The sequence below is a fragment of the Paenibacillus sp. Marseille-P2973 genome, from assembly GCF_018101095.1.
Classification (GTDB): domain Bacteria; phylum Bacillota; class Bacilli; order Paenibacillales; family Paenibacillaceae; genus Fontibacillus; species Fontibacillus vini.
In genome coordinates this window covers 1-24,665 of record NZ_JAGQEH010000015.1, presented here as the reverse complement: position 1 = coordinate 24,665, position 24,665 = coordinate 1, and the positions used below count along the sequence as shown (strand labels likewise).

Sequence of the window (24,665 nt, the reverse complement as noted above, 5' to 3'; positions counted from 1 at the left end):
CACCTCGCGGTAGGCGCTTTAAAGCTATAAGCTAAACTTTAACCAAAGTACTTGTTTCTCTTCCATTCGTTTGGAACAAAGACAATGTGCCATCTTCCATCCGGTATATCTTGTCGCAGTATTCAAGCATACGCTCATCATGGGTAACCATGATTGCCGCCTTATGGCGTGATTTTACTTCATTCGCGATAAGCTCGACGACTTCATGGGCCCGCTTGGTGTCCAAACTGGCTGTCGGCTCATCCGCCAAGATGACGTTGGGGTTATTGCTTAAGGCACGTGCGATTGCCGTTCGCTGTTTCTCACCGCCGGATAGTTCTTCCGGATAGCTCTTCAGCTTCGATCCAAGCCCCAGTTCCTCCAGCAACTGAATGGCGAAGGCCTTATCCTCCTTACTTACACGTCCGGACATTCTCTTCACGATCAGTACTTGATCCAGGACGTTTAAATAGGGAACCAAATTGGATGATTGCATAATGAATCCGATTTCTTGCAACCGGATTTTTGACAGTTCCCGATCCGATAGTTTGGAGATAAGTTGACCATTCACCGTTACTTCTCCCTCGGAGGGCCGGAGCAGCGCTCCAGCGATAGATAAAAAAGTGCTCTTGCCCGAACCGGACGGTCCGACTACAGCCACGAACTCACCTGGTTCCACCTTTAAGGATACATGATCGAGTGCGGCTATACGGCCGCTTCCTTCAGCATAATACTTAGTGACCCCACTAATCTGCAATCCCTTTGTCATTATTCGACCCTCCCAAGCGCCTTTAGCGGATCAATCTTCGTAATTTTGCGAACTGATACCAACGAACTTAATACAGCGATAATCAGCAAGATAACGGAATATATAATAACGAGGTTCGTTTCGAGTTTGAATGGCATCCCCTTGGGCATAATCGCCGCCGTCCCGTAGGTGAGCAAGATACCAACTACGATACTAATTAACGATAGCACGAACACTTGGGATACAATTGCCTTACTTAAGAATCCGTTTCTTGCGCCGATCGCTTTCATGATGCCGAACTGGTTAGTCTTCTGCATTGTAATTACATAGAAGAACACACCCAAAACAAATGCAGAAATGACCAGCAAAAAGCCGAGCATCATCATAATCGACCCGTTCTCTTCTTTGTAACCCGGCATTCCTTGCACTGCTTCTGCACGAGTAACCGTGTCCGTACCAGGGAGCTTATCATTTATGGCACTTGAATCGATATCTTTCCCCTGCAGCATTATTGCATTAACGGGACCCGCTATGCCTTTATCCGAGCCCGGCGCAGCAAAGGTGATCTTTCGCCATTCTTCCATCGGAGTAAATACCGCGGTAACGTGGTTATACGTCTGATTTTCCACAAAACCGACAATCGTTAGTGACTCCGTCGAGCCATCCAATTGGAACGTATCCCCAAGTTTGAAACCGTCATCCTTCATCGTCACATTCACGATAACATGATTCGGATTCTCTGCAGATAACCCGCTCCCTTCTACAATGGCTGGCTCCAGGATGCTGCCGGGGTTAATTCCTATGATCGCGATATCAACCTTATCCTCATTCTTCGTGCTCTGTCCTTTAAGTGCCGTCGCCATCGTACTTCCCATAGGAGATGCCGCATTCACCTGAGGCAACTGCTCCACCTGCTCAACTAATTGATCGGACAACAGAGATTTACCCATTGCATTCTGCGATCCTTGTTCAAACAAGACATAATCGGCCTTCATGTTCTTGAATGTTGACGCAGCGAGCGTCGATAATCCATTGCCCAAACCCGATAGGATGAATACCAACCAAGCCAGGAGCACGAAAATAATGACGATCATTAAAAATCGCATTTTACTATGCATTAATTCCTTCATGGCTAAAAACATGATCTGTTCCACTCCCCCATTTTTATATCTGACACATGTGTCAGATTTAATATGCAGATACATTTGTCACTCTTATTAAACAACATTTTTGACACATGTGTCAAATTAAACTCGGGGTTCCACACTAACTGCGGGCCCCTCCAATCCACATTTGGAATAAGAGCTCACTCCACTGGGGAGTAGGGATATTCAGCATATTAGGAGTATTTATCAGGTTAAAGAAGACGCCAACAAGTACCGGAAGCGGAATATCATTCCTTAGCTTTTTGTCCTGTTGCGCTCGTTCAAATAATCGGGTCAATTGCGATTTAAGGGTTAGGTGCGCTTGCTCCACAAATTCCAGGTCATTTGCAGCTGCTGGGGAGTTCGCCGTATTGATTTTATAGGCATCTCCAAGAAGCTGATGAAGCTGTGATTCTCCTACGTAGATAAGAAGCAGCTGTTGGAGGGCGCTCATCGCATCGGTTTCATCAACGGCTGACGCTTGTTCTAATACAGTGACTATTACGTGCTTCATGCATGCGGCAACGATCTCTTCTTTATTGGAATAGTATTGGTAAATCGTGCTTCGTGCGCCAGGCAGATGCTCCGACAACAACTTGAGGTGAAAACCGTCATAGCCATGTTCAAGAACTAATCTCTTTGTCGTATCAAGCAGCTCAGTTGCTGTAAAAGATTGTTTTCTTCCCATGGTATCGCCTCCTTTCCAAGTATTCCATGCCCTAGATAACTCGCCGACGCTTAGTATCATGTCCACAGTTTAGCATATAATCTACCTTATCGAGTACTTGCTCTATACAAATTACTCAGCCAGACTCGATACAATGCCGAAGAACCCGCTTCAGAAGATCCTGAATCGGGTTCATGCATAGACAAAAACTCATATAGCCCTTCTTCCGGCCCCTGGGCCAGTTGCCACGGACTACTTTATCTTCGGTAATCCCGAGCCCGCGACCCCCGGATGGGTCATCTCATAAGGGTCCAGGATCAAACTCAGCTGCTCTTCGGTCAGCACCTTATATTTCAAGCAGAGTTCCCGGATCGACGCCCCGCTGGCGATGGCTTCCTTGGCAATTTGAGCCGCTACCTCATACCCGATATGGGGATTCACCGCGGTAATGATTCCGACGCTTTTTTCTACGTACTCTTTCAATCTGGCTTCGTTGGCCTGGATCCCGTTCAAGCAATAGTTGGTAAATACGCGGAACGCATGATTCATCATGTTGATCGACTGCAGCAAATTAAACACCAGTACCGGCTCCATCACGTTCAATTCGAGCTGCCCGGCTTCCGAGGCCAGACAAATCGTATGATCGTTGCCGATAACCTGGAATGCGACCTGATTAATAAGCTCAGGCATCACGGGATTCACCTTGCCGGGCATGATCGACGATCCCGGCTGGCGGGCCGGCAGCGTAATCTCGCCCAGTCCGGCTCTTGGACCCGAGGCCATTAAACGCAAGTCATTGGCAATCTTCGACATGTTGACCATGCAAATCTTTAAGGCCCCGGATACTTCGGTGTAGGCATCCGTGTTTTGGGTGGCATCGACAAGGTGATCTGTCCCCTTCAGCGGTAAGCCGCTGATTTCTTTGAGATGCAGCAGGACAGATTCGATATATTTCGGCTCGGCATTCAGGCCGGTTCCAACGGCAGTGGCCCCCATATTCAGCTCATATAGCTGCCCCCGAGATTGCTGGATTCGCCGGATATCCCGTTCGATGACCCGGCTGTAGGCCTCGAATTCCTGGCCAAGCCGAATCGGCACGGCATCCTGCAGATGGGTGCGTCCCATCTTGATTACCGAGCAGAATTCCTGGGCTTTTTGCTGAAAGCCAATATGCATTTGTTCCATCGAGGTCAACAGTTTATCGAGCAGCTTCAAAGAAGCGATATGAATCGCCGTCGGAAAAGCGTCGTTCGTGGATTGAGACATATTAACGTGGGAATTGGGGCTGCAAAGTACATAATCCCCTTTTTCTCCACCCAGCAATTCAATGGCACGGTTAGCGATGACTTCATTCACATTCATGTTAATCGAGGTTCCGGCTCCGCCCTGAATCGGGTCCACGATAATCTGATCATGCCACTGGCCGGCTATCATTTCCTCCGCAGCTTCAACGATCTTGTCTCCAAGGGAAGCATCCAGCCGCTGCACTTCGACATTCGCAAGCGCCGCAGCCTTCTTGACCATCGCCATCGCCCGGATCAGTTCCTCATGGATACGGTATCCCGTGATCGGGAAGTTCTCCACCGCGCGAAGCGTCTGCACGCCGTAATAGGCGTCCGCGGGAACTTCTTTTGAACCCAAGAAATCATGCTCGATTCTCATCTTATTCATGATTAGTCCTCTTTTTCCGAATGAATTGTTAAATCTCCCGCAATCGGTGTTTCAACGATTCCCTTGACCTCTTCCAAGCTCTCGCTTTGTCCAAGCGCCCACATCAATTTGGCAACAAGCGCCTCCGTATTCATATCGCCGGATAGAATCACGTCGTATTGCGCTACCTTGTGCCCCACCTCATACAGAAGCAAGTCTTCTCCTTCTTCCAGGCACTGTGTCGTGATGACGACAGCCATTCCCATTTCCGTCAGTTCCTGAACCTTCGGGAGCAGATTTCTCCCTGCAAAAGGCAAGCCGCCGTTTCCAAAGCTCTCGATGATAACTCCTTTATACAACCCTTTCAGACAATCGAATATCTCCGGCTTCATGCCCGGGTACAGCTTCATCAGAAACACATCGCTGCACAGGTTCGTATTCAGGGAGAAAGGCGCTTCAGCCTTCGCAGGCTTCCATTGGTATTTAACCTCATTCTTATTTATATAGGCGACATAAGGATGATTAATGCTCTCAAATGCATCATAGCTTTTGGTCCGCATTTTGACTGCCCGGGTCCCGAGAATCACCCTTCCGTCAAATACGATATACACCCCGCCGATCTCTTCGGAAGCGAAGCGGAGAGCGTCGGAGACATTTTTCCGTGCATCGGTTTTCTGGAAGCTGATCGGAACCTGCGATCCGGTAAGGACGACCGGCTTATCCAATCCCTGGAGCATATAAGATAGCGCCGACGAGGTATAAGCAAGCGTATCCGTCCCATGGGTGATAACAAATCCGTCGTAGTCGTCATAATATTTATAAACCGCCTCAGCAATAGTTACCCAATCTTCGGGCTGAAGATTGGTACTATCCTGGTTCATTAAGATTTTTCCGTCAATATGGAGGCCGCTGGACAGCTCGGGTAAGTAGTCAAGCAACTCCTCGACCGACAGCCCCGGCACAAGTCCTTCGTTTCCTTCCACCGATGCAATGGTTCCACCCGTAGCCAGTAATAATATATTTTTCATTCGCAACCTCTCCATTACGGGATAATGATCAACTTCCGCAAAACGCGTATTTATACTAGTAATTATAGATTTAATTTTGTAGAAATCAAGATAATGTACTCGTTTCGCGCACTTTTTCTGGTCTAGCGTATCAAGCTTATGCTATGATAATGATGCCAAAATTTTAAATCATGGGGTTTGAGAGCATGCTAGAACATTTATCGGAGTTAAGAAAAAAGAGAAAATGGTCCTTGCAAGAGACCGCCGACCAACTCGGAATTGCAAAAAGTACTTACGCCGGATACGAAACCGGGTACCGTGAGCCTTCGCTTCAATCGCTGCTGCAAATGGCCGATTTATTTGAGACTACAGTAGATTATATTCTCGGAAGAACGGAAGAGGAACAAGCCGCCGCGGAATTAACGGAACTCCTCACCCGCCCGGAGCCAATGATCTCGGTTGACGGGGAACCTTTATCCGCCGATGAAATGATAGAGTTCGTGGCTTTTGTGAGGATGAAGAGAATGCTTCAGATGGAAAGCGGTCATCAAGGGGTGTAACCCTCCTTATACCTGAAAGGCGATCTGTGTTGAGTTGCAACCTTTTGACCAACATATTCGTCTTGATTGCTAAGGAGGTGTGAAGATTGAAGTATATTGTATTAACTTTAATTTCCATTTTATTGATTACTGGATGCGGTAGTAATACTACTATAAATAAAATTGAGCATGCTCCGGAAGAAGTTACCCTCGAAGCAATTATATTAGGAATACACGAAGGACGACAAAAATTACTACTTACTACGGACGTACAAAAAAGCAACTTAAATGAACTTACCCAACATTCAATTGAGGATATCTTGCGCACTAACGATGCAAGCTTGATTTGGCTGGACATAAGCAAAATTCCTGAAGAACAACTTCAAAGAGATGAGTTGAAAATTGGCTCTAAAATTCGCTATAGCAGCGAAAATGAACAATTAGACACTATGCCTCCTACTCGCATTGCCAAGAAAATCGAGCTAATCTCATAATGACATCATAAATAAAGCGGCAAATTCTAACATTGAATTTGCCGCTTTATTTTACATTGGAGCTACTGAAAATATTACTCTGCTGTATTGGATGTAAATGGTGTCCAAGCGCCACCATATGCTATTGCATTTGCAATATGAGTAAATCTCGTAAAAGGTGTTCCACTTACTTCTCCTGCAGTATGAATACCTATTAGTACATTATTATACCAATAAGTCCCCCCACTATCTCCTCCAGCAGAATCTATATCAGTCTGTATAAACCCAATATTACCAGATGAGTTGGCATTCAGCGCTGTAATTTCCCCACAACTAAAACCTGTGGTTGCCCCTGATAAACAAACATTGTCTCCTATATCAAGCGAGCTTACATTAGACTGATAGGATGTCACCTTTCCATCAGTCCAAGAATATTTATATACGTAATTTGAAATTTTCTTATTTGCAGTTACTTTAATTACTCCTACATCGGCGTAATCACCGTCATACTGATAATGCTCTGTTCCAACCTTCTCCCCACCTTGATATATATTACTTGACCATGACTCCAAACAATGGCCTGCCGTAATAATGAACCTATCACCATTCTTCTTTGCTGATGTACCTATAGAACAATAACCTAAGCTATTAGTAGAATTACTTGCACTGTCAGCAATTAACAAACCTCCAACCATGGTATCCAGTTTAGTTGTTCTCGCTTCAGGCTGCTCATTAGACTTACCAATTTCAAATTTATAAATTCCTGGGGAGGAAAACTTTAGTGAGTTTATCGAAATCCGGTTTGCATTCATCTTATCTTCAACCTGAACCTCTACGATATTATTCTTAATGTCCACTATTACATTCTCTAAGGTGATACTTAGCTCTTTACTTTCTGTTGTGATGTCTTCATATGCCTTCACCAACTCTGCTTCTGAGAAGTCTACATCTCTGAACTCCAAATATTCTGGGGGTACTATTTCCTCAATAGCTTTTCTAATTTGATCTGTCTGTTCACTTTGTATGGAAAAACTCACTACAAATTTCAAACCATTAGCTTTCTCTTGATAGAAGGTCCCAACATTGCTGTATCTTTCAGTAATCTCATTATTTGGACCTTTGAAAACAGTAACACCATTTTCTTTCATCATACTTGAAATTAGTTTCCCATACTTCTCCATAAGCCCATCTCTCTCTTGAATGTACTTTTCTTCTTCCTCTGTAAGGGCAATACTGTATTTAGTTATAGTCTCCCGCGCATTCGTAGAGGTTAGAGCATTCTTTATAGCCTCATCAGAAGAATCCAAGTTGTTAGCTTCACGATATCTCTTATGCTTTCGAATAACCTCCTCGCTAAATTCAAGTTGACGATTGATCTCTTCCTCAGAAAGAATATTAGCGTTGTAGAAATCTGGTAGTGTGACTTGCTTGTCGCTATTACCATAAGCTGACCCAGTAGCAAAGAAAATAGTTATTGAAAGAAAAAGTACAGACACAAAAAGTACACCTGCCGATTTCCAACCCTTTTTAATCAATGTTTACCCTCTCCCTTTTTATATAGTAGAAATGAAGTATAATTGCCCATGGTGAACTTATTCCTTAGTACTTTTCAAGAATTACCACCCCCTTTAAAATAAAAATTTTGTACTTTCAATATAATTGAGTAAAATCTTAATTACTTCCTTTTGTTCAGGACTTTACCTTAGGGTAATGGATGGACTAGGAAACGTTCCTTCAAAGCCACCGCTCAGAGCAAAAGGTGGTAGATAACTTAAGTAGAGGTTAGAAGCACGGGAAAACTTATAACTTAATGAAAATATGGCAAGTCAATTGGTACAAGTGTGTAACTCTATGTCTATAAAAAGCCCGCCCAAGATAACCAGTATTATTTAAAAGTTCCTTAAAATGGAATTAACCTTGTTCACCAAGCAAGAAACAGTCATTTAGAAGTATTTTTGTATTTATAAGCAAAATAGATCCCCTGGTTAATCACCGTAAGTAGTACATACATAGATGAAGTCATAACTCCCTTCCTGCAGAACGCTCACTTTATCTCTTTGGCCTATAAAGTAATCACTTACAAAATGTTGGCTTAGACAGGTATTGGCTAGTCGGATACACGATATAGTTTTCATGTATGGGACTTGCTTTTTCCTAAGATTGGACTTTCACCGGATAGAGTTTTGCACTTCCGAATAAATTGAAAACAAAACAAGCGCTCAGAACGTGATAGTTCCGAACGCTTTATTCAAACCAGCATTTATTGGTGACTCGGCTTTTTGATGAATAAGGACAAGATTAAGTTAGCAACAGACAACACTAATCCGATTTTAAAACTAAAGTAGATCCCAAAGCTACTGCTTGTGTTGACTCGTTTGCAAAACGGCTAAGTTTGCTGCCCTGTTTTGTTGAAAATATGGAGAATATAACCACGATCCCGATCACCCCTGCCACTTGCTGAACGGTTTGGTTAATGCAGGCCATCCGAATAGTACTGTTTCGGAAGACTACCAAAGCCTGCCCGGGGTAATCACCGCTATGTTTCTAAGTATTCCCCAACCTCCCCTCCTCATTTCAGGCCATAAAAAAGAGCGGCGGTTTCGCCGTTACTTTGCATGTAACTGACGGTGAAGCTCCCGTACCTGCTCTGCCAGTTCGGGAACCGGGCCGGCAAGGTCAGCATCGCGAATGACATCCTGAATCGGAAGATTCCGAACGCGCGACGCGGGAACCCCCATTTCACTCAACCATTGCGCCAGCTGTTCGGACGAGCTTGCATAAACAATCCGTCCTAAACCAACCCAGCCGTGGGCCGCCGCGCACATCGGACAATGCTCTCCCGAGGTATATACCGTCGCCTGTGCCCGCTCTTCCACCGTCATGTTGTTGGCCGCCCAACGGGCCAATGCAAATTCCGGATGCTGAGTATGATCGCCACCGGCTACATGGTTGTGATCTTCCATCAGGACATCTCCGTCCGCAGAGACCAGGATCGAACCGAAGGGCTCATCCCCTGCCTCCAGTGCAGTCTTGGCAAGTTCTACGCACCGGCGCAGATATTTCATATCGATCTCATTGATCATGGATAACCCTCCCGATTAATTAACGTTGACGCGGCTCTTATCCGCCAAACCAAGCGTAAGTGCCGTAGAAGCTTGAAGCTCGTGGAACAGTTTCGGGTTTTCCGCCAGGGATACGCCATACGAAGGGATCATTTCCTTGATCTTCGGCTCCCAGGCTTTGAGATGCTGCGGGAAGCATTTCCGGATGACTTCCAGCATGACGTGAACGGCAGTGGACGCACCCGGAGAAGCGCCGAGCAATGCAGCAACCGAGCCGTCCGCGGCACTGACCACCTCCGTACCGAATTGAAGCGTCCCTTTGCCTCCGGTAATCGTATCTTTGATAACCTGCACGCGTTGGCCCGCAACCACGATATCCCAATCCTCGCTCTTGGCGTTCGGAACGAACTCCCTTAACTCTGCGATCCGCTTTTCCTTCGATAACATCACTTGTTGAATCAAGTATCTGGTTAGCGCAACACTTTTTACGCCTGCCGCTAACATCGTAAGAACATTATTCAATTTCACGGAACTAACCAAGTCCAAATTGGATCCCGTTTTCAGAAATTTTGGCGAAAATCCGGCAAAAGGCCCGAACAGTAACGATTTTTTGTTATCGATATATCGGGTATCCAGATGCGGAACAGACATAGGCGGGGCACCGACCGCCGCTTTGCCGTATACTTTGGCATGATGCTGCGCTACGACCTCCGGATTGTTGCATACAAGGAAAAGACCGCTTACCGGGAAGCCCCCGATATTCTTGCTTTCGGGAATGCCCGTTTTTTGCAGCAACGACAGACTTCCCCCGCCGCCGCCGATAAAGACGAATTTTGCAGTATGGTATTCAAGCTGACCTTGATCATTACGCACTTTCAGTCTCCATAAGCCGTCTTTGGTCCGCTTAATATCACTCACCATATGTTTGTATCTAATGTCGACATTTTTATTGTTCAAGTGGTCAAATAGCATACGCGTTAAAGCGCCAAAGTTGACGTCCGTGCCGGAGTCGATCTTCGTGGCCGCAATCGGTACATTCGCTGCACGGTCCTGCATAATGAGCGGAATCCATTCCTTCAGCTTATTTGAATCGTCCGAAAATTCCATGCCCTGAAACAAAGGACTCTTCGTAAGCGCTTCAAATCTTCTTCTTAAAAAGGATACATTATTCTCCCCTTGCACTAAGCTCATGTGGGGTAAAGGCATAATAAAATCCTGCGGATTGCGGATCAAATCTTGGCTTACAAGATAAGACCAAAACTGTCTGGACACCTGAAACTGTTCATTAATTTGCACCGCTTTGCTAATATCTACTGAGCCATCCGGCTTTTCTACGGTGTAATTCAACTCGCACAGAGCTGCATGTCCGGTTCCTGCATTGTTCCACTCGTTCGAGCTTTCCTCGCCTGCTTTGTCGAGCTTCTCAAACACGGTCATTTTCCAATCCGGCGCCAATTCCTTCAGAATCGTACCCAAAGTCGCGCTCATGATGCCGGCACCAATTAGAATAACATCACTTTCCCTTTTACTTTCCATGTGGCTCATTTTTAACATCCTTCTATTTAAAATTTGCACCACTACTTGTTATTGCCGCCTAACGATTTTATAAAAAATTATAGCATAAATTTTAATAGTTAGAAGCTTATCGGAGAAAATTGAGAGGGATTGGAAGCTTAAAGCGGAAAAGGGGTCTCCCAAAAGGGAACCCCCGTCTTCTTGCCATCGTGCAAGAGCTTTCAGAAATGGTTTATTCTTAGCGAGGCAACAATCTTCGCATTGAAATCCACAAAGAGGCAATGAGCACAAGCTCGAATACATTCGTCGTCGCTTTACTGTCAATCGGAATTGGGATGGCCGTTCCGGCTACCATCAGCAAAGTTCCCCAGAACAAAACGGACGTGATCTTGCGCTTCCACAATATAATGCCTGCCACAAATAAAAAGACCGTAATAATGATGATCATAATAGGGGGCCCCGAGTGCTCACCGGCCGGAACATAACGCAAGGCACCGAATTCCTGTACCGGTTTCATTTTTAGTCCGATGGTCTCTGTCACCAATTGCATAATGATAAGTGCTGCCGTCACAATCCAGGCTCCCCATTGGACAACCGTACTCCTCGCCCACGGGCTTCCAGCCCTTCGTATCAAATCGAACGCAACGACTACGAGTAACGGTGTGCAAAAGGCATGCAGCCAAAAACGCGCCAGATTCAACCCCTTAAGCAGTTCTCCCTCACCAATCCAATTACCGGCGGCCATTACGCCATTATCCCATACCAGCGCCGCCGTCACTAAAAATAATAAATAACGAGGCCCACGCTTGGCGTCTTGTCTGCATAGGACAACCCCATACCCGAACAATAGAATGTACAACACCGTTACTATTCCATAGATGAACGTATCCAAAACGATCCCTCCTTACGTGGATAATAACCCCAATTAAATAGTTAGAAGCTTATTCGTTGCAAAAGAGTCTCCGGTCGTAATGCAGAAAGGCACCGGCGATAAGCCGGTGCCGAAATGGGCAACATGTCTTCTATTTATCCTTATAAATGACAGGGGCTCCGCCCACATTTGAGAAATATTCAATTTCTTTTCGCCCGGTTCCATCTTTTTTGACCGCATAGACGCGGCCTTCCAACCAGTAATACACATAGTCCCCCAAGGCACTTACGTTTTCGATTCGCTCCCAGTGGTTGTAAAAATTGAGGTCCGTGAAGACCAGACGTTTTTTCACTCCAGTTGCGATGTCCATCTTCCACAAGGATTGCGTCCACTTTTTCGATTGATTATCTTCCGTGTAATAAATTGTTCCTCCGCTAATATCAAAAATCTCTACTGCGGATTCACTCATCTTGCCAACCGCCCTTTTTCCTGAACCGTCCAAATTCATCTCTCTCATCGTCTTGGTTTTAGCATCCATGTAGTAAATTTTGTTGTCGGAAATCCTAGAGTCCACTACATCGGCATCACCGGTCAGCTTCTTTTTGCCGCTTCCGTCCATCTTCATCCGGTACAGTGTCCAGCGGTTGTTTTCATAATAATTGTAGTAAATCCAATTGTTATGAACATACTTCAAGAAGCAATCCGCCTGTGACAGTTTCGTTTTCTTCCCATTCTGAAGCTTGAAAATAGCATAATTGCCTTCATTGGAATAATCGGTGAACCAGATGACGTCATTATCGATATAAGCTGCTTCCTTAAATAAGTTGCCCTTGCCAATCACACGCTGCGAACTCTCACCGTAATTGATTTTAGCGATTTTACCGTCCACACTATTAAAATACATATCTCCTTCATGACCTATCGCCAAATAGTACCTCTCTGAATCCGAAATTTCAAATTTCTCAACCTCGCCCTGAACGGTGGTTCGATAATATTCATTCGTTGACCCATAAATATGTCCTATGTAATAGAAACGTCCATCCGTATTGACGAGACGCAGTGCAGACTGATCTCCAACCTCAAACTTGTGAAAGCTCCCGTCACCATACAAATACATAAAAGAAAGATCGGAGGCGTAGATAATTTTTGGCCTCAACTCTTGTTCCAGTGAAGCCAGCTTCTCTTCCGTGATTTGATGATCCCCATCGCTGATAATGATCATTCCGTTGTTAAATGTCAGCTTCTTTTGAAACAGATCCTCGACCACGTTCCGCAAAGGCAGGTACGTCGTGCCGTTCACTACTTTGGCTGTAGTGCTCATTACGATCTTTTGATTATTTATGTAGAGAGCTGTATCGCCAACCCGCGTTTTACCGGTCCGGCCATTTACCGTAATCGTGATTTCCCCCGTTTTCGAATTAAAAGACAACTGTGCACCCAGCTTGTCCGATAAAAAACGCAGAGGTACAAAAGTATTGCCTTGATCAACAAAGGGCGTTATCTCCGGATTAGCCATGTCGATCTTGGTCAACTTTCCCTTAACATAGGCTTTGGAACTGTCGACGTACAAAAGAATAGCTTGATTCAAAGCTGTCTCGGAACCGGCGTCTGAATGTTCCACTGACGGGCTGTTCGTGACGGTAGATTCCTGTGCGGCAACGAGACTGTTCCCCATGACGCCAACCAGTAAACTCACTGTAATTAACACTTTTTTGAACATCCTATATTTCTTTCCTCTCTGAAACATTATCCAATCCCCTTCCCAGTCTTGTTATTACTTCCAAACTTTAGGATACAACAGCTTGTAATACGATTCCATCCTCTTCTTGGCCCAAAACAAAAAAAGAGCCCCTTAAAGGGACTCTTTTTCGAATATTGTCTATGAAAATTGAACTGTGCTTAGCGATGCTTTGCCATTCAGAACGAGGTATACGTCCTGGCGTCCGTTTACACCGCTCACTTCAGCGGTGTAATCCCGCCATTCCTGCGCTCCGCCGGCTTTCAGCTCGGCCCGGCCCGCAAGCGGACCGTCCGGACTCTGCAGCCGAATCTCAATGGAGCCCGCCGTCTGACTGGCAGCGCGCAGCTTCACCGTGTTCGCGCCTGCGCCAAACTCGGCGTCTTCAAAGGCAATCCAGCCGGATTGCCCCGACACCTCGGCGGCGCTGCCGCCTTCCCGGCATTCGCCGATCAGGACGCCTTCGTAGGCGTCATAGTTGATCGCCTTCACCGGCTGCGTCAGGTCACGCGGCGGGATGGTCTCTCCTTGCACCTCAAGATCCGCACTCACCGGCAAGTTCGCCGACGAGGCCCCTGCCATGAAGGTATACGTGCCGTTCTCGATACAGAAGCGTTCGCGGGTAACGTCCCACATAGCTATCTCGGACAGCGGCAAAGTAAAGCTCACGTCTGCCGACTCTCCCGGTTGCAGTAGCACCCGGCGGAACGCAAGCAGCTGCTTCAGCGGACGCTTCACGCGGGACTGCTCCGCATGCCCGTAGAGCTGAACCACTTCTTCGCCCGGACGGTCTCCGGTATTGGTCACGGTAATCGTAAGGCCGATTTCGCGATCTTGCTCTGCGGAAACCTTCTTCTTATCCAGGCTTAGACCGTCATAGCGGAAAGAGCTATAGGACAGCCCGTATCCGAACGGATACAGCGCTTCGCCTTCAAAATACCGGTAGGTTCTTCCGCCCTTAATGACGTCGTAGTCCATAAACTCCGGCAACTGATCGACCGATTTGTACCAGGTCATATTCAGGCGTCCAGCCGGGTTCACGTCCCCAAAGAGGACGTCGGCTACGGCATGTCCCAGCTCCTGGCCGGCATGCGTGGTATATACGATGGCCGGTACATGCTCATCCGCCCAGTTCAAAGCATACGGGTAACTGCCCACCACGACCACAACCGTGTTCGGGTTCACGGAGAGAACCTCTTTGATCAGTTGTTCTTGGGATGCCGGCAATGTAATATCCGGACGGTCGACCGTTTCCTTACCGTTAATCAGCGGATGGTTGCCGACGAATACGACGGCCAGATCCGCATCGGCCGCAACATCCTTCGCGGCCTGGAATTTGTCCGTCACCGTCTCCACTTCAAAGACATCGGCGGTAATCCGTTCTTCTTCCCCGCCTGCCACGGACGCAGCGCCCGCCACGTTGATCTCGTTTGCCGTTTCCTCCGCGCTGCCGCTTCCGACGAGCAGTTCGCCGCTGTCGCCCTTCACCGTTACCGGCGTATCGTTCCAGGTCGAGAAGGTTACATTGCCTGCTCCCTCTTGCGCAGAACGAACGAGGAATACCTCTTTCGTGAACCACTCCCAGATTTGATCGGCTGAAGCCTTCACGATCCGGTCATCCGTTGTCAGGTAACGGCTGTTCGATTCTGCGATGATCGTATGGCTGTTCCAGCCCCAATCGGTCACTTCAAAGACCGCCGCCTGTTCGGAAGCCTCGCCGGTTGCAGCCAGACCAGCCGCCTCGCCGTCCTGCACCTGCACGTAACGTCCATTGCGTTTTGCCTTCAGTTTGACGCGATCCGTGCCGCCGGAGAAGGCCGTTTTGCCGCCATGCGAATCCAGCTTCTCCTGAATGCCTTGCAGCGGCGTGATTGCGTAAGGAAGTGAACCACTGTACCAATCGCGGTATACCGTTCCGCCAAGCGGCCCGATCACTGCGACCTTCTTCAGCTTGTCGGCCTGCAGCGGCAGCATGCCGCCTTCATTCTTCAGGAGCACGGCCGCCTTGCCCGCCGCTTCGCGCGCCAGCTTCGCATGCTCCGGCTGCAGAATCGCCGACTCGTCAATCGCCGCATACGGATTGTCTTCCTCCGGATCGAACTCGCCGAGGCGGAAACGGACGCGGAACGTGTTGCGCAGCGCAACATCCAAGTCGCTCTCCGCAAGCAGCCCTTCCTCCAGCGCTTCGCGCAACGCCTGCTTGATCAGTTCGCCATCGTCAGTGATGCTGTCGATGCCGCCTTCCTTCACCGAACGGGCAACCGCCTCCTTGTGCGTCTCCAGGTAACCGTGGTCACGCACCGTACCGGATACGTCGAAAGCGTCGCTGACGACAAAGCCGTCCATGCCCCATTCTTTCTTAACGATCTCGCCCACTTCAGGCAACAGGTTAGCAGGCACGCCATTCACGGCATTGTACGCCGTCATCATGGACTGGGCGCCGCCTTCCTTGAACGGAATTTCGAACGCTTTTAAATAATACTCGCGCATATTCCGTGGGTCGATGCTGACCGATTGGTCGCCGCGGCCCACCTCGTTATTGTTCGCAATGAAATGCTTCAGCGTAGCAACCGCTTTCAAATATTTCGGATGATCGCCCTGAATTCCCTTAACGAGCGCTGCTGCCAGCTTGCCCGCCAGCACCGGATCTTCGCCGTAAGCTTCTTCGGTCCGGCCCCAGCGTGGGTCGCGTTCCATATCCACGGTTGGCGCCCAAAGTGTCAGGCCGTTAATCTCCGGATTTCTTTTATAAAAACCTCTGGCCTCATCACCGATCGCGCTGCCAATTCGCTGCATCAAATCGGTGTCCCAGGTACATCCAAGGCCGATCGGCTGCGGATATCCCGTGGCTTCGCCAAGCCAGGCCATGCCATGAGCCGCTTCCGTGCCATGCTTATACGCTTTCACGCCAAGGCGTTCTACAGCGGTTTGATATTGAATCATGAGCCCCACTTTTTCTTCCAGCGTGAAGCGGGAAACCAGGTCGTTTACCCGTTCCTCCAGCGGAAGGGAAGTGTTCTGAAATGGATAATTGTTAGTTGTAGACATATTGAACCTCCTTAGTGTCAGTCCCTTACGCGTCATTCTACCTAAGATTGACCCCTCAGGCTACCCGACAAATTAGAGGCGTTTTCATAGACATTTAGGGATGGGGGACATTCAAAATTGACGAGCATTAAGGAATTGGAATAATATTCCGATACATCAGGTATAGGAAGTAATCCAAATTCGCTAGAAACGAAAAGGTGGAGGATTCTATGAAAATTAATAGCTCGACGCATTACGGCTTAAATTTATATGAACATTTGAAACAGCGCTCCGATCAACCGGCGGCCTTGGTCGAAGGCTATATTCAGGGGCTGTCCCATGACACCGATACCTTGGAAATCAGTCCGGCAGCCCGGCAGTTAGCCGAGTCCGATATCGTGGATCATCCGTTAAAATATTTTGGAACCGCTCAGATCAATGATTCTTTGAATCGCGTGCTGCAAAATCAGCCGTCCGAAGTGAAGGAAGCCGTGTACGGCATCATTCAATCCAATTTCATTAATGACATAACCGGGGAAGAGACAAGAACTGCTTTGTTGGAACTGGGACTCACTCAAGCGGAGTATATTGCGAAAAGTTACATGAATGAGGACGAAGCCGCTGAATTTATGGATACGATGACGTTAATCGGAGCGATCTCCAAAACGAGAAGCGTTGATCCTGAAACGAATGAAGTTCATTACATAACACCCCCGCAAAGACCCGTTGGGGCACCTGACGATTACATAGACTTGACCGATATGATGCGGAAGTTCGAACCGGAAACGTTGAGCAAGCTGCAGGAAGCGATTGCGAACGGAAAAGAAGATTGGAACGATATCCTCCAGTCTTTCGCCAAAAAAGTGGCGGGGCGTGAGGATTGGGTGAAGGAGTACAGAGAGGGGTCGGCCAAATTGCTTGAGGAGATGAAGCAAGGCATCGGCGAAAGCAGGTTCGGCAATGCTTCCACGGCCGGCTTGACTGAGTTTGCCAAAGGGATCAAGGATATCATAGCCAATGAAGGACTTCGAAATAAGGAGTTTCTTGAGGACAGTTTAGGGGCTTTTCTTCGAAGATTAGGAGCAAAGTAGATGCGCAAAAAAAGAAACCTGGTCGTGGGTGAAATTGACCCGGCCAGGTTTCTTTTAATTTATCAGGCACACACTATATTCCGGTCAGCTACCGAACTCCTCTTCAAAAGCCTTCATGCACTTGCCGTCTTTCGAAGTGTCCAAGACCGCAAACCGGATTTCCTTAAACAGGGATCCGATGCCTTCCTCCTCCAAAAGCTCGCGCCACCATCTCGCCACCTTCACCGGGTCGTTCCGGAATACGCCGCAACCGTAGGCTCCCAGGATAAGCTGCTTATCGCCTTTGTGGGCGAAGATCGCTAACGCTAAGCGCATTCGGTCTTTCATGACGCGTTCCGCCTCAAGCGGATCCTCACCCTTAAGCAGAACCTGCCCGTAGTTCACGGCGGGAAGCGTCAATACCGAAGCGGTCACCGGCTCTTCCAGAAGTCCAAATCGCGGGTCTCGGAAGAACACCACGTCCGGCGAATAGATGGCATGATCGGTGTACATCATTGATTTACAAGCCCGATTCGCTTTATAGTAGCCTTCATTTCGCAGCTGCGTTTCGTACAGCCCGCTGGATGCCGCGAGGCTTTCTTCCTGAGCCATCGCTCCGTTCAGAAATCCGCCGCCCGGATTTTTGGCGCTGGCAAAGTTCAGCACGCCCACATTTTCTTTCCCAGCCTCCGCAAAATCTAGAATGGCCTTTACCGTTGCCTCATTGGCGACGGAACAAACGGCGGCCTGCGACAGCCGGGGCAGCCCGGCACTTTCACGTACCAGCTCTTCCCCCCGCTCCGGCGAGATCAACTCGCTGCGGTCCTCCGAATGCTTCTGCGCCGAGGCGAAGTCTATTCGGCGTCCATCAGCTTCATAAAAGCCTTGCCGTTGGATTACCAAAGTTTCCTCGGCAATTTCTTTTCGATTCATTTATCTTCCCTTCTTTCTTCATCAACTGTTTCTGCAAAAACTAACTCCGCAGCAACTCGTCCCGCGCCTCGGTCAGCGCGAAGCCGAGCAGGTTTCTGCCCCGCCATTTCACGGGATTCTCCGCGTCCGGATTGGACTGGCCCATGCCGATTCCCCAGATGCGGTCCCGCGGACTGGCCTCGACGAGAATGCGGTTTTTCGTTGATTTGAGATATTCGCCAAGCTTCGGATTCTGCGAAAATTTGGCCAAGCTCGCTCTTTTGACGATGCCGTAGCATTCCTTGTCCCAAATCTCCTTGTCGAAGTTTCGGACCGCGCGCCCGTAGGCTTTCATCTCCTTGGGATGCTTGGCCTTCAGGATCGACTCCAGCATTTCCTCATCACCGAACAGCCTTGCCTTCTCGGCCATCATAAACTGCTCCGCGCAGGAATACTCCGTCCCCTCTACCGTGAACGGGCACATCCACCATTGACTGAAGCAGCTTTTGTCGACGCCTCCGTCTTTAGGCGGCGTATGGCCCCAAAAGAACACATACTTGAATGTTTTTCCCGCGTTATATGCTTTTCTTAACTCTTCGAGATTGTATATCATCGTGAATCCTCCAAATTTCTCCGATACAAGCGGGATGGGCGGTGCCCCGCGTTTTCGGTGTAATGATCGGTCTCCGTCACGAGGTCCGCCACCTTGCGCCGGAAGGCCGCCTTCAGCAGCTCTTTGTCCATAATGACCTCGTAAACCTGCTGTAATTCCGTCAAAGTAAACAGCTTTGGCATCAAGTGCAGCGCAATATCGGTATAATTCACTTTGCCCCGCAGCCGCTCGATCGCGCACGCTATGATCTTGGCATGATCAAAAGCCAGTCCGTCATTCGATACGATCGAATAATCCGTTCCCGTCGATGTAGCCCTTGCTGTTACCGTCCTCGCCACGACCGCTGAGAGCTCTTCTCCTTCACTGCTGAGCTTGAGCTCATATTCCAGCGTCTTGACGTATCCGTCTTCGACCAGTTCCTTCCGCTCCCGCAACAGCCGGTAGGATAACTTAAACCAGGCAGCTTCGGCCGCGTCGTCTCCGGCCTTAAGCTCCAATTGGTCGCTGTTGATCAGGGCCATATAGCTGCAGCTCATCACCCAAGTTCGCGGGTCCCGCCCGATATCGCTGAACGTATATAACTGCTCCAAATAAACGTTGTCTACGCCAGTTTCTTCTCTCAATTCCCTTGCCGCGGCCTGTTCCGTCGTCTCATTCGGACGGACGAAGCCGCCGGGCAGCGCCCATTTGCCCAGAAAGGGGTGACCCCCCCGACGAATGAGCAAAATGCGCAGCTCTTTTTCCGGCAGTTTGCGATAGCTGTCCGCCTCCGAATCCGTAACGGTGAAAATGACCATATCCGCCGCCACCGAAGGCCGCTCGAAATCCCCTGCCCGGTACTGCTCCAAAAATTCGCATTCTGTGAGTCCATCGCGATCCAGCATATCCATCGGGTTCGCCTCCTTGTTTTGATTCTATATAAGTTGAATTATTGAAATGGATGTGGGGCAAGTACGTAAAATGTTCTTACGATCGCTGTTGTTCCCGGATTTCATGATTATATAAGATCTAATGAGGTAGAAATCCGATCACAAAGGCGAACGCTCCGCTTCTTCAGAATCATTTTACTCCCTTGCCTGCATCATATTCTTTAGTCCACTTATTCTAACCGTGCAGCTCCCCGAAGTAGTTCCGGTAGGGCTCGAACTTCGCCAGCACCTCGTCTACCTTGCGCATGCGTTCCTCCAGGCTTCCCCGCAGAGTAATGTAGGGAATCCGCCGAGCTTTCAAGTCCGCGATAATCTGTTTATGAAAAACATGCCGCTTCTGATCCCCGCTGCGGTCCCACGTATCGTCGTAAGGAATGTCGTCATCGCATAAAAAGAACAGATCGTACCGCCGTGCGTTCTCCAGAGCGATTCGGGTCAAGAGCTCCGGCGCCCGGCCGTGGTAATCCAGGGCGAACATGTACGTCGTAATCGCATTCGTATCGACGAATAGAACCCGGTTTGCCGCAAGCAATGCCTGCTCCTCGCGTTCGATATGTCCCACCGCGATTTCATCGAATGCCTCGAGGCCGATTCTGCGGTCCACCTGATGCTCGGTCCAATAATCGCGCCCGTATTCGCTCGCAAAGGTCGTTTGATACCGCTGCGCCAGCGCTTCGGTAAGGGTCGACTTGCCCGTCGACATCGCTCCCACAAAGACCACCTTCGTGATTAAATCCCGATATACGACATCGCTTACGAACTCTCTGTACTTATATGGATCGGAACGGACCATCGTCGCCGAAACCGGAACCACTTCGCGGGCTTCATCCACCCGCCGGTCCACCGCACCCAAAGCTAGGCTCATATGCTCGCCGTAAAACTCGCTGGAGTAGAAGTGTGTTACTTGCTCACCATTCAGCAAGCCCAAAATATACTGTTCTTCCCGAATCTCATGCTCCCGGTCGTTCGAATACCCGTCCGGTCCGTCCCAAGCTTCAATCACGCGAACCGCCGGATAGAGCTCCCGAATCCAGTTCGCCCGGATGTGAAGCGGGATCGGGGTGACCGTCGTCTCGTAAATCACCACGATCAATTCGTCGACCTCTTGCAGCGCCGTTTCGATCATGAACTGATGCCCTTTATGCAGCGGGGCGAACTTTCCCAGCGTTAATCCCAGCGTCTTCATACTGTCGCCTCCTTGGCCCCTTTGTTCCAATTGTAGTAGCCGTATCCCGCGTTCACCAGATAGGCGCTCCACATGACGATCATCAACAAGCCTTCACCGCTGCCCTCCACCATCCGAATCACCCACAGCAGCACCGTGAACAAATTCAGCACGATATAGACCAGCCATTGTTCCTTAAATCTCCGCACCATTAAAAAGGTAGCCACCACCGACAACACCGTCGTAATGGCATCGATGTAAGGCGAGTTCTGCCCGGGGATGAACGAAAGCCCGAATCCCAGCAGCAGACAGCCCGATACGCATACCGCCCCAACGAGCAGCAGACCTTTAAGCTCCATCTGGCGCATAGCGAGTTTGCCGTCTTGGCGGTTATTTTTCCACATGTAGAAGCCAATTACGTTCATAGGAACAAAGAATAGCAGGTTCAACATGACCTCTCCAAAAAGACCGTTAATATAAGCCAAGTAGGCATAACCGAAGGTATTGTACATGCCGAACACATAACTCATCAGATTGCCCTTCGCCGCAAGCACTACGCACAGCACCCCGGTGATAAACACCGTAAACCCGAATAACGAATCCTTGGAAATGAAGGTAAACCCGACAGCGATTGAGGTAAACAACACCAACCAGGTTATTTCGAACAGGTTCCAACTACCCGCCATCTTCTTCATCATGCACCCCTCACTTCGTAACTTTATGATAATAACAATTTGTTACTATCAAAAATAACAGAATAGCCTGCGAATGGCAAGAATATTTTTCCTCTCCGTCGCAGGCTCAAATTTACTATCCCAACTGGGCCATCTGTTTCATCTGAATCGTATCGCTAATCCGGTGAACTATATCATCCAGCGATGCCGGGTCGTTCACGTCGTATTCCTCGATATTCAGCCGCAGCACCGGGCATGCGGTAAACCCTTCAATCCATTCGGCATACCGGGTATGCATATGCTCCCAATACGATACTTCCGTCCGAATCTCCATTTCGCGGCCGCGATCCTGAATGCGGGACAAGATGGCCGGCAGACTGCCCTCCAAGTAAATCAGCACATCCGGGTGCGGAAAATAAGGTGTCATCACCATGGCCTCGAAGAGACTGGTATACGTCTGGTAGTCCGTCGCTGACATCGTGCCTTGATCGGCATGCATTTTTGCGAAGATTCCGGTGTCTTCGTAAATGGAACGGTCCTGGACAACCCCTCCGCCCGCGGCAAAAATAACTTTCTGTTCCTTAAATCGTTCAGCCAAAAAATAGATCTGCAAATGAAAGCTCCAACGCTCGAAGTCGGCATAAAACTTCTCCAAATAAGGGTTATGATCCACCTTCTCCAGCGAGGTCTTGAACCCCAGCCGATTCGCCAGCGCGGTAGTCAATGTCGATTTGCCCACCCCGACCGTGCCCGCCACGGTTATCATTGCATTATCCGGTATTCCGTAGTTCATTATTTTAGGCTCCTTTACCCTTACCTTATATCTCTCATAAGTGTTGAATTATATCGTTCTTGCACGATTTTCACAATCGGTATTCATCCATCCGATCCTGGATGATATACCCCTCCTCCGGTTTGAAGGCTACAAAGCCGGCCATCTCCTTTTCGCGATAACGTATCGGCTGCTGCGCTCCCATAAGAAGTATATTTCTTTTATCGGCCGCGCCCGTCTGCGGCAGTTCAAAGCAACAGGTATAAGAAAATACAGACTCTAACGTGGTGTGCACGGCACGGATCAGGTTATCGGATGACCCGCGTCCAAACAGATTCATGATGAGCGCGCCCCGCTCGTTCAGCTTGTCCCTGCACAGCATGAAGAAGGGCTCCGACAGCAAATGAAGCGGCGTATCCTTCTCCGTAAAAGCATCAAGAACTACATAATCATAGGCGAGATTCGGCTCTTTTTCCAGCATGTTTCGTCCGTCGCCAACCTCTATATTAGTCGTTGAATACCCGAAGTAACGACGGCTGACCTCCTTCACCCGGGGATCGATCTCCGCCACCTTCACCCGTTTATCCTGAAGTCTCGAAGGTATTGTTCCGATGCCAAGACCGATGACATAAGCTTCACTGTAGTCCGGGAGATAGGTATCCATAAGATGAAGAATGGCCCGGGGATATTCGAATACGATGCGCTCCGGATCGTCTAAATCCAACACCCCTTGAGCCGCTCCGTCCGAAAATGCCAGAACGCGGTATCTTCCGGGCTCCCCATCCAACTGGGCTGTTTCATAAACCATCAGCTTGCCCCAATCCTCATCTTCCTCCTCGTACAGCACCTGCATCCGCCCTACTTCCTCTCCGTGTTTTATATCAAAATAATGTTGTTTATCAGGGAAATATTGGATAGTATTTAACGCCGGCTATGTTATATTTAAGAAATTAGTCCTATTATTTCGAAGCCATAAACATGGCAAAGGAGACATTATGAAAAAAATAGTTTACTTGACGCTCGTAGGGTGCCTGACTATCTTCGCAGGTCTATTCTCTTACGCTCCCTCGGCTTCCGCTGCAGCTTCCGCATCTTACACTCTTTATGTCGACGGCAACATTTCATCATCAAAATTGCCAACTATCGTAGAAAAAGGTACCACGTTAATTCCGATGAAGGCGGTTCTAACCGATCTAAAGTATACCACGACCGTAGATAGCAAGAGTAAGGCGATTACGGCAAAAAATTCAGCAGGCTCTTACATCATCGTAACCACAGGAAGCAAAAAAGCAAAAATCAACGGATCTGCAGTTCTTCTTTCCGTACCCGCCAAGGCGTTGAACGGAACTACCTACATTCCTTTATCGGCCGTCAAGCAATTGACCGGCAAAGCCATCGGGGCGGATGCTTCTATGGGAATCGCCTGGATCGGGGAAAAACCGGCGTCAACCGCCTTTATTCCGCCATGGGGAATTACCACGGACCAAATGAAGTCGGTTTCCGGAGAAAAGTCGCTTCTCGATGAAGGCGGAACGGGCGATATTTACCTCCTTTTGTACCAAGAATCGCCGGAAGACTTTGAAGAATTATATATCTTTTACAAAGACCAACTGGCCGCATCGGCCTACTTCCCGGACATTTCCGACCAAAACGAAGCCTATATATTGGGCGTTTATTCCGGCATGTTCCATAGTACGCTTCGGGATTACGGCAAGCCGGTCGCAGGCTCCTTTGTTATCGACAAGGATATCGATGCGGTAAAACTTGATCAATACCTTAAGCTTCTTGCCAACGAGGGTTCCTTATCAAGTACTTGGAAAATGGGAGACACTAAGATCATCATCTTATTAAAACCTACTGACAGCGGATACGCCCTGAGCATGAAGTACGTGAATGCATCCGTTGAATCCAAAGTCAAAGTCGCTTTAGATGCGATCTGACTAAATTAGTCCGTACAATTAAAAAAAAGGAGCCGGCGTTTCCTAAACTGGTACCCTTGTCAAGGACACTTAAAAAAGAGAAGGCTTAGGCAACAGACAATAGATGATTCCTGTACTGAACAGGGGTCATCTTTTTTAATCCCCATTGATACCTGTGATGGTTGTAATA

23 protein-coding genes are annotated in these 24,665 nt (G+C 48.4%); 4 read left to right on the top strand and 19 right to left on the bottom strand.

Going from position 1 to position 24,665, the window contains the following annotated elements:
- Nucleotides 1-31: 31 nt before the first annotated feature.
- The 5 genes from KB559_RS21085 to KB559_RS21065 form a co-directional block, all read right to left on the bottom strand.
- A complete protein-coding gene (locus KB559_RS21085; protein WP_211024798.1) occupies nt 32-748 on the bottom strand; it encodes an ABC transporter ATP-binding protein in 717 nt (238 codons plus the stop codon).
- Nucleotides 748-1,869: an ABC transporter permease gene (locus KB559_RS21080; protein ID WP_211024796.1), complete on the bottom strand. Its 1,122-nt coding sequence runs from the start codon at nt 1,867-1,869 to the stop codon at nt 748-750. The genes KB559_RS21085 and KB559_RS21080 overlap by 1 nt, the downstream gene beginning before the upstream one ends.
- Before the next feature lie 124 nt (nt 1,870-1,993).
- Complete coding sequence (locus KB559_RS21075) at nt 1,994-2,560, bottom strand: TetR/AcrR family transcriptional regulator (protein WP_211024794.1); 567 nt, start codon at nt 2,558-2,560, stop codon at nt 1,994-1,996.
- A gap of 231 nt (nt 2,561-2,791) precedes the next feature.
- Entirely contained in the window at nt 2,792-4,210 is a 1,419-nt protein-coding gene (aspA, locus tag KB559_RS21070) for an aspartate ammonia-lyase (protein WP_247682010.1), read from the bottom strand.
- 2 nt (nt 4,211-4,212) lie between these two features.
- Complete coding sequence (locus tag KB559_RS21065; RefSeq protein ID WP_211024792.1) at nt 4,213-5,217, bottom strand: asparaginase; 1,005 nt, start codon at nt 5,215-5,217, stop codon at nt 4,213-4,215.
- A gap of 185 nt (nt 5,218-5,402) precedes the next feature.
- On the opposite strand from KB559_RS21065, the gene KB559_RS21060 reads away from it, so the two are divergent.
- Nucleotides 5,403-5,756 carry a helix-turn-helix domain-containing protein gene (locus tag KB559_RS21060; RefSeq protein ID WP_211024790.1) on the top strand — a complete coding sequence of 118 codons (354 nt, stop codon included), beginning with the start codon at nt 5,403-5,405 and terminating at the stop codon, nt 5,754-5,756.
- An 86-nt stretch (nt 5,757-5,842) separates the two neighbouring features.
- Complete coding sequence (locus KB559_RS21055; protein ID WP_211024788.1) at nt 5,843-6,229, top strand: DUF3221 domain-containing protein; 387 nt, start codon at nt 5,843-5,845, stop codon at nt 6,227-6,229.
- A 74-nt stretch (nt 6,230-6,303) separates the two neighbouring features.
- On the opposite strand, the gene KB559_RS21050 is transcribed toward KB559_RS21055, so the two are convergent.
- The 6 genes from KB559_RS21050 to KB559_RS21025 form a co-directional block, all read right to left on the bottom strand.
- Nucleotides 6,304-7,743 (bottom strand): S1 family peptidase, encoded by a 1,440-nt coding sequence (locus KB559_RS21050; protein ID WP_211024786.1) that lies wholly within the window; start codon nt 7,741-7,743, stop codon nt 6,304-6,306.
- 1,071 nt (nt 7,744-8,814) lie between these two features.
- On the bottom strand, nt 8,815-9,291 hold the full coding sequence (locus tag KB559_RS21045) for a nucleoside deaminase (RefSeq protein WP_211024784.1): 477 nt from the start codon (nt 9,289-9,291) through the stop codon (nt 8,815-8,817).
- Between the two features lie 15 nt (nt 9,292-9,306).
- On the bottom strand, nt 9,307-10,824 hold the full coding sequence (gene mqo, locus KB559_RS21040) for a malate dehydrogenase (quinone) (RefSeq protein ID WP_282103192.1): 1,518 nt from the start codon (nt 10,822-10,824) through the stop codon (nt 9,307-9,309).
- 199 nt (nt 10,825-11,023) lie between these two features.
- Complete coding sequence (locus KB559_RS21035) at nt 11,024-11,677, bottom strand: hypothetical protein (RefSeq protein ID WP_211024780.1); 654 nt, start codon at nt 11,675-11,677, stop codon at nt 11,024-11,026.
- A 130-nt stretch (nt 11,678-11,807) separates the two neighbouring features.
- Entirely contained in the window at nt 11,808-13,352 is a 1,545-nt protein-coding gene (locus KB559_RS21030) for a DUF5050 domain-containing protein (RefSeq protein ID WP_211024778.1), read from the bottom strand.
- Nucleotides 13,353-13,535: 183 nt separating this feature from the next.
- Nucleotides 13,536-16,442 (bottom strand): glycoside hydrolase family 3 protein, encoded by a 2,907-nt coding sequence (locus KB559_RS21025; protein ID WP_211024776.1) that lies wholly within the window; start codon nt 16,440-16,442, stop codon nt 13,536-13,538.
- A 209-nt stretch (nt 16,443-16,651) separates the two neighbouring features.
- Between KB559_RS21025 and KB559_RS21020 the strand changes: the two genes are divergently transcribed.
- Nucleotides 16,652-17,512, top strand: a complete 861-nt coding sequence (locus KB559_RS21020; protein WP_211024774.1) for a hypothetical protein — start codon at nt 16,652-16,654, stop codon at nt 17,510-17,512.
- Nucleotides 17,513-17,596: 84 nt separating this feature from the next.
- Here the strand turns inward: KB559_RS21020 and KB559_RS21015 are convergent, their stop codons facing one another.
- From KB559_RS21015 to KB559_RS20985, 7 genes are all read right to left on the bottom strand, one after another.
- The gene (locus KB559_RS21015; RefSeq protein WP_211024772.1) at nt 17,597-18,424 is read right to left on the bottom strand and encodes a TIGR02452 family protein; all 828 of its coding nucleotides are present in this window, start codon (nt 18,422-18,424) and stop codon (nt 17,597-17,599) included.
- A 40-nt stretch (nt 18,425-18,464) separates the two neighbouring features.
- Nucleotides 18,465-19,016: an NADAR family protein gene (locus tag KB559_RS21010; RefSeq protein ID WP_211024770.1), complete on the bottom strand. Its 552-nt coding sequence runs from the start codon at nt 19,014-19,016 to the stop codon at nt 18,465-18,467.
- Nucleotides 19,013-19,906 (bottom strand): NUDIX hydrolase, encoded by an 894-nt coding sequence (locus KB559_RS21005; protein ID WP_211024768.1) that lies wholly within the window; start codon nt 19,904-19,906, stop codon nt 19,013-19,015. Before KB559_RS21005 ends, KB559_RS21010 begins: the two co-directional genes overlap by 4 nt.
- Before the next feature lie 214 nt (nt 19,907-20,120).
- On the bottom strand, nt 20,121-21,131 hold the full coding sequence (locus KB559_RS21000; protein ID WP_211024766.1) for an AAA family ATPase: 1,011 nt from the start codon (nt 21,129-21,131) through the stop codon (nt 20,121-20,123).
- Nucleotides 21,128-21,805 (bottom strand): nicotinamide riboside transporter PnuC, encoded by a 678-nt coding sequence (gene pnuC, locus KB559_RS20995; protein ID WP_211024764.1) that lies wholly within the window; start codon nt 21,803-21,805, stop codon nt 21,128-21,130. The genes KB559_RS21000 and pnuC overlap by 4 nt, the downstream gene beginning before the upstream one ends.
- Before the next feature lie 115 nt (nt 21,806-21,920).
- Nucleotides 21,921-22,577, bottom strand: a complete 657-nt coding sequence (locus KB559_RS20990; protein WP_247682009.1) for a deoxynucleoside kinase — start codon at nt 22,575-22,577, stop codon at nt 21,921-21,923.
- 70 nt (nt 22,578-22,647) lie between these two features.
- Nucleotides 22,648-23,409 (bottom strand): spermidine synthase, encoded by a 762-nt coding sequence (locus KB559_RS20985; RefSeq protein ID WP_211024762.1) that lies wholly within the window; start codon nt 23,407-23,409, stop codon nt 22,648-22,650.
- A 142-nt stretch (nt 23,410-23,551) separates the two neighbouring features.
- Here KB559_RS20985 and KB559_RS20980 point away from each other — a divergent pair, with 142 nt between their 5' ends.
- Nucleotides 23,552-24,496: a copper amine oxidase N-terminal domain-containing protein gene (locus KB559_RS20980; protein WP_211024760.1), complete on the top strand. Its 945-nt coding sequence runs from the start codon at nt 23,552-23,554 to the stop codon at nt 24,494-24,496.
- Nucleotides 24,497-24,581: 85 nt separating this feature from the next.
- Here KB559_RS20980 and KB559_RS20975 read toward each other — a convergent pair.
- Nucleotides 24,582-24,665 (bottom strand): IS3 family transposase (locus KB559_RS20975; protein ID WP_211020181.1); only part of this gene is annotated, 84 nt, incomplete at its 5' end.

Excerpts from the sequence above, each read along its gene's own strand:
- mqo (WP_282103192.1), bottom strand. The coding sequence starts at position 10,824 with ATGTTAAAAATGAGCCACATGGAAAGTAAAAGGGAAAGTGATGTTATT.
- KB559_RS20990 (WP_247682009.1), bottom strand. The coding sequence starts at position 22,577 with ATGAACTACGGAATACCGGATAATGCAATGATAACCGTGGCGGGCACG.
- KB559_RS21065 (WP_211024792.1), bottom strand. The coding sequence starts at position 5,217 with ATGAAAAATATATTATTACTGGCTACGGGTGGAACCATTGCATCGGTG.
- KB559_RS21000 (WP_211024766.1), bottom strand. The coding sequence starts at position 21,131 with ATGAAGACGCTGGGATTAACGCTGGGAAAGTTCGCCCCGCTGCATAAA.
- KB559_RS21045 (WP_211024784.1), bottom strand. The coding sequence starts at position 9,291 with ATGATCAATGAGATCGATATGAAATATCTGCGCCGGTGCGTAGAACTT.
- KB559_RS21080 (WP_211024796.1), bottom strand. The coding sequence starts at position 1,869 with ATGTTTTTAGCCATGAAGGAATTAATGCATAGTAAAATGCGATTTTTA.
- KB559_RS21085 (WP_211024798.1), bottom strand. The coding sequence starts at position 748 with ATGACAAAGGGATTGCAGATTAGTGGGGTCACTAAGTATTATGCTGAA.
- pnuC (WP_211024764.1), bottom strand. The coding sequence starts at position 21,805 with ATGAAGAAGATGGCGGGTAGTTGGAACCTGTTCGAAATAACCTGGTTG.
- KB559_RS21075 (WP_211024794.1), bottom strand. The coding sequence starts at position 2,560 with ATGGGAAGAAAACAATCTTTTACAGCAACTGAGCTGCTTGATACGACA.
- KB559_RS21005 (WP_211024768.1), bottom strand. The coding sequence starts at position 19,906 with ATGGATATGCTGGATCGCGATGGACTCACAGAATGCGAATTTTTGGAG.
- KB559_RS21060 (WP_211024790.1), top strand. The coding sequence starts at position 5,403 with ATGCTAGAACATTTATCGGAGTTAAGAAAAAAGAGAAAATGGTCCTTG.
- KB559_RS21020 (WP_211024774.1), top strand. The coding sequence starts at position 16,652 with ATGAAAATTAATAGCTCGACGCATTACGGCTTAAATTTATATGAACAT.
- aspA (WP_247682010.1), bottom strand. The coding sequence starts at position 4,210 with ATGAATAAGATGAGAATCGAGCATGATTTCTTGGGTTCAAAAGAAGTT.
- KB559_RS20985 (WP_211024762.1), bottom strand. The coding sequence starts at position 23,409 with ATGCAGGTGCTGTACGAGGAGGAAGATGAGGATTGGGGCAAGCTGATG.
- KB559_RS21010 (WP_211024770.1), bottom strand. The coding sequence starts at position 19,016 with ATGATATACAATCTCGAAGAGTTAAGAAAAGCATATAACGCGGGAAAA.
- KB559_RS21015 (WP_211024772.1), bottom strand. The coding sequence starts at position 18,424 with ATGAATCGAAAAGAAATTGCCGAGGAAACTTTGGTAATCCAACGGCAA.
- KB559_RS21025 (WP_211024776.1), bottom strand. The coding sequence starts at position 16,442 with ATGTCTACAACTAACAATTATCCATTTCAGAACACTTCCCTTCCGCTG.
- KB559_RS20980 (WP_211024760.1), top strand. The coding sequence starts at position 23,552 with ATGAAAAAAATAGTTTACTTGACGCTCGTAGGGTGCCTGACTATCTTC.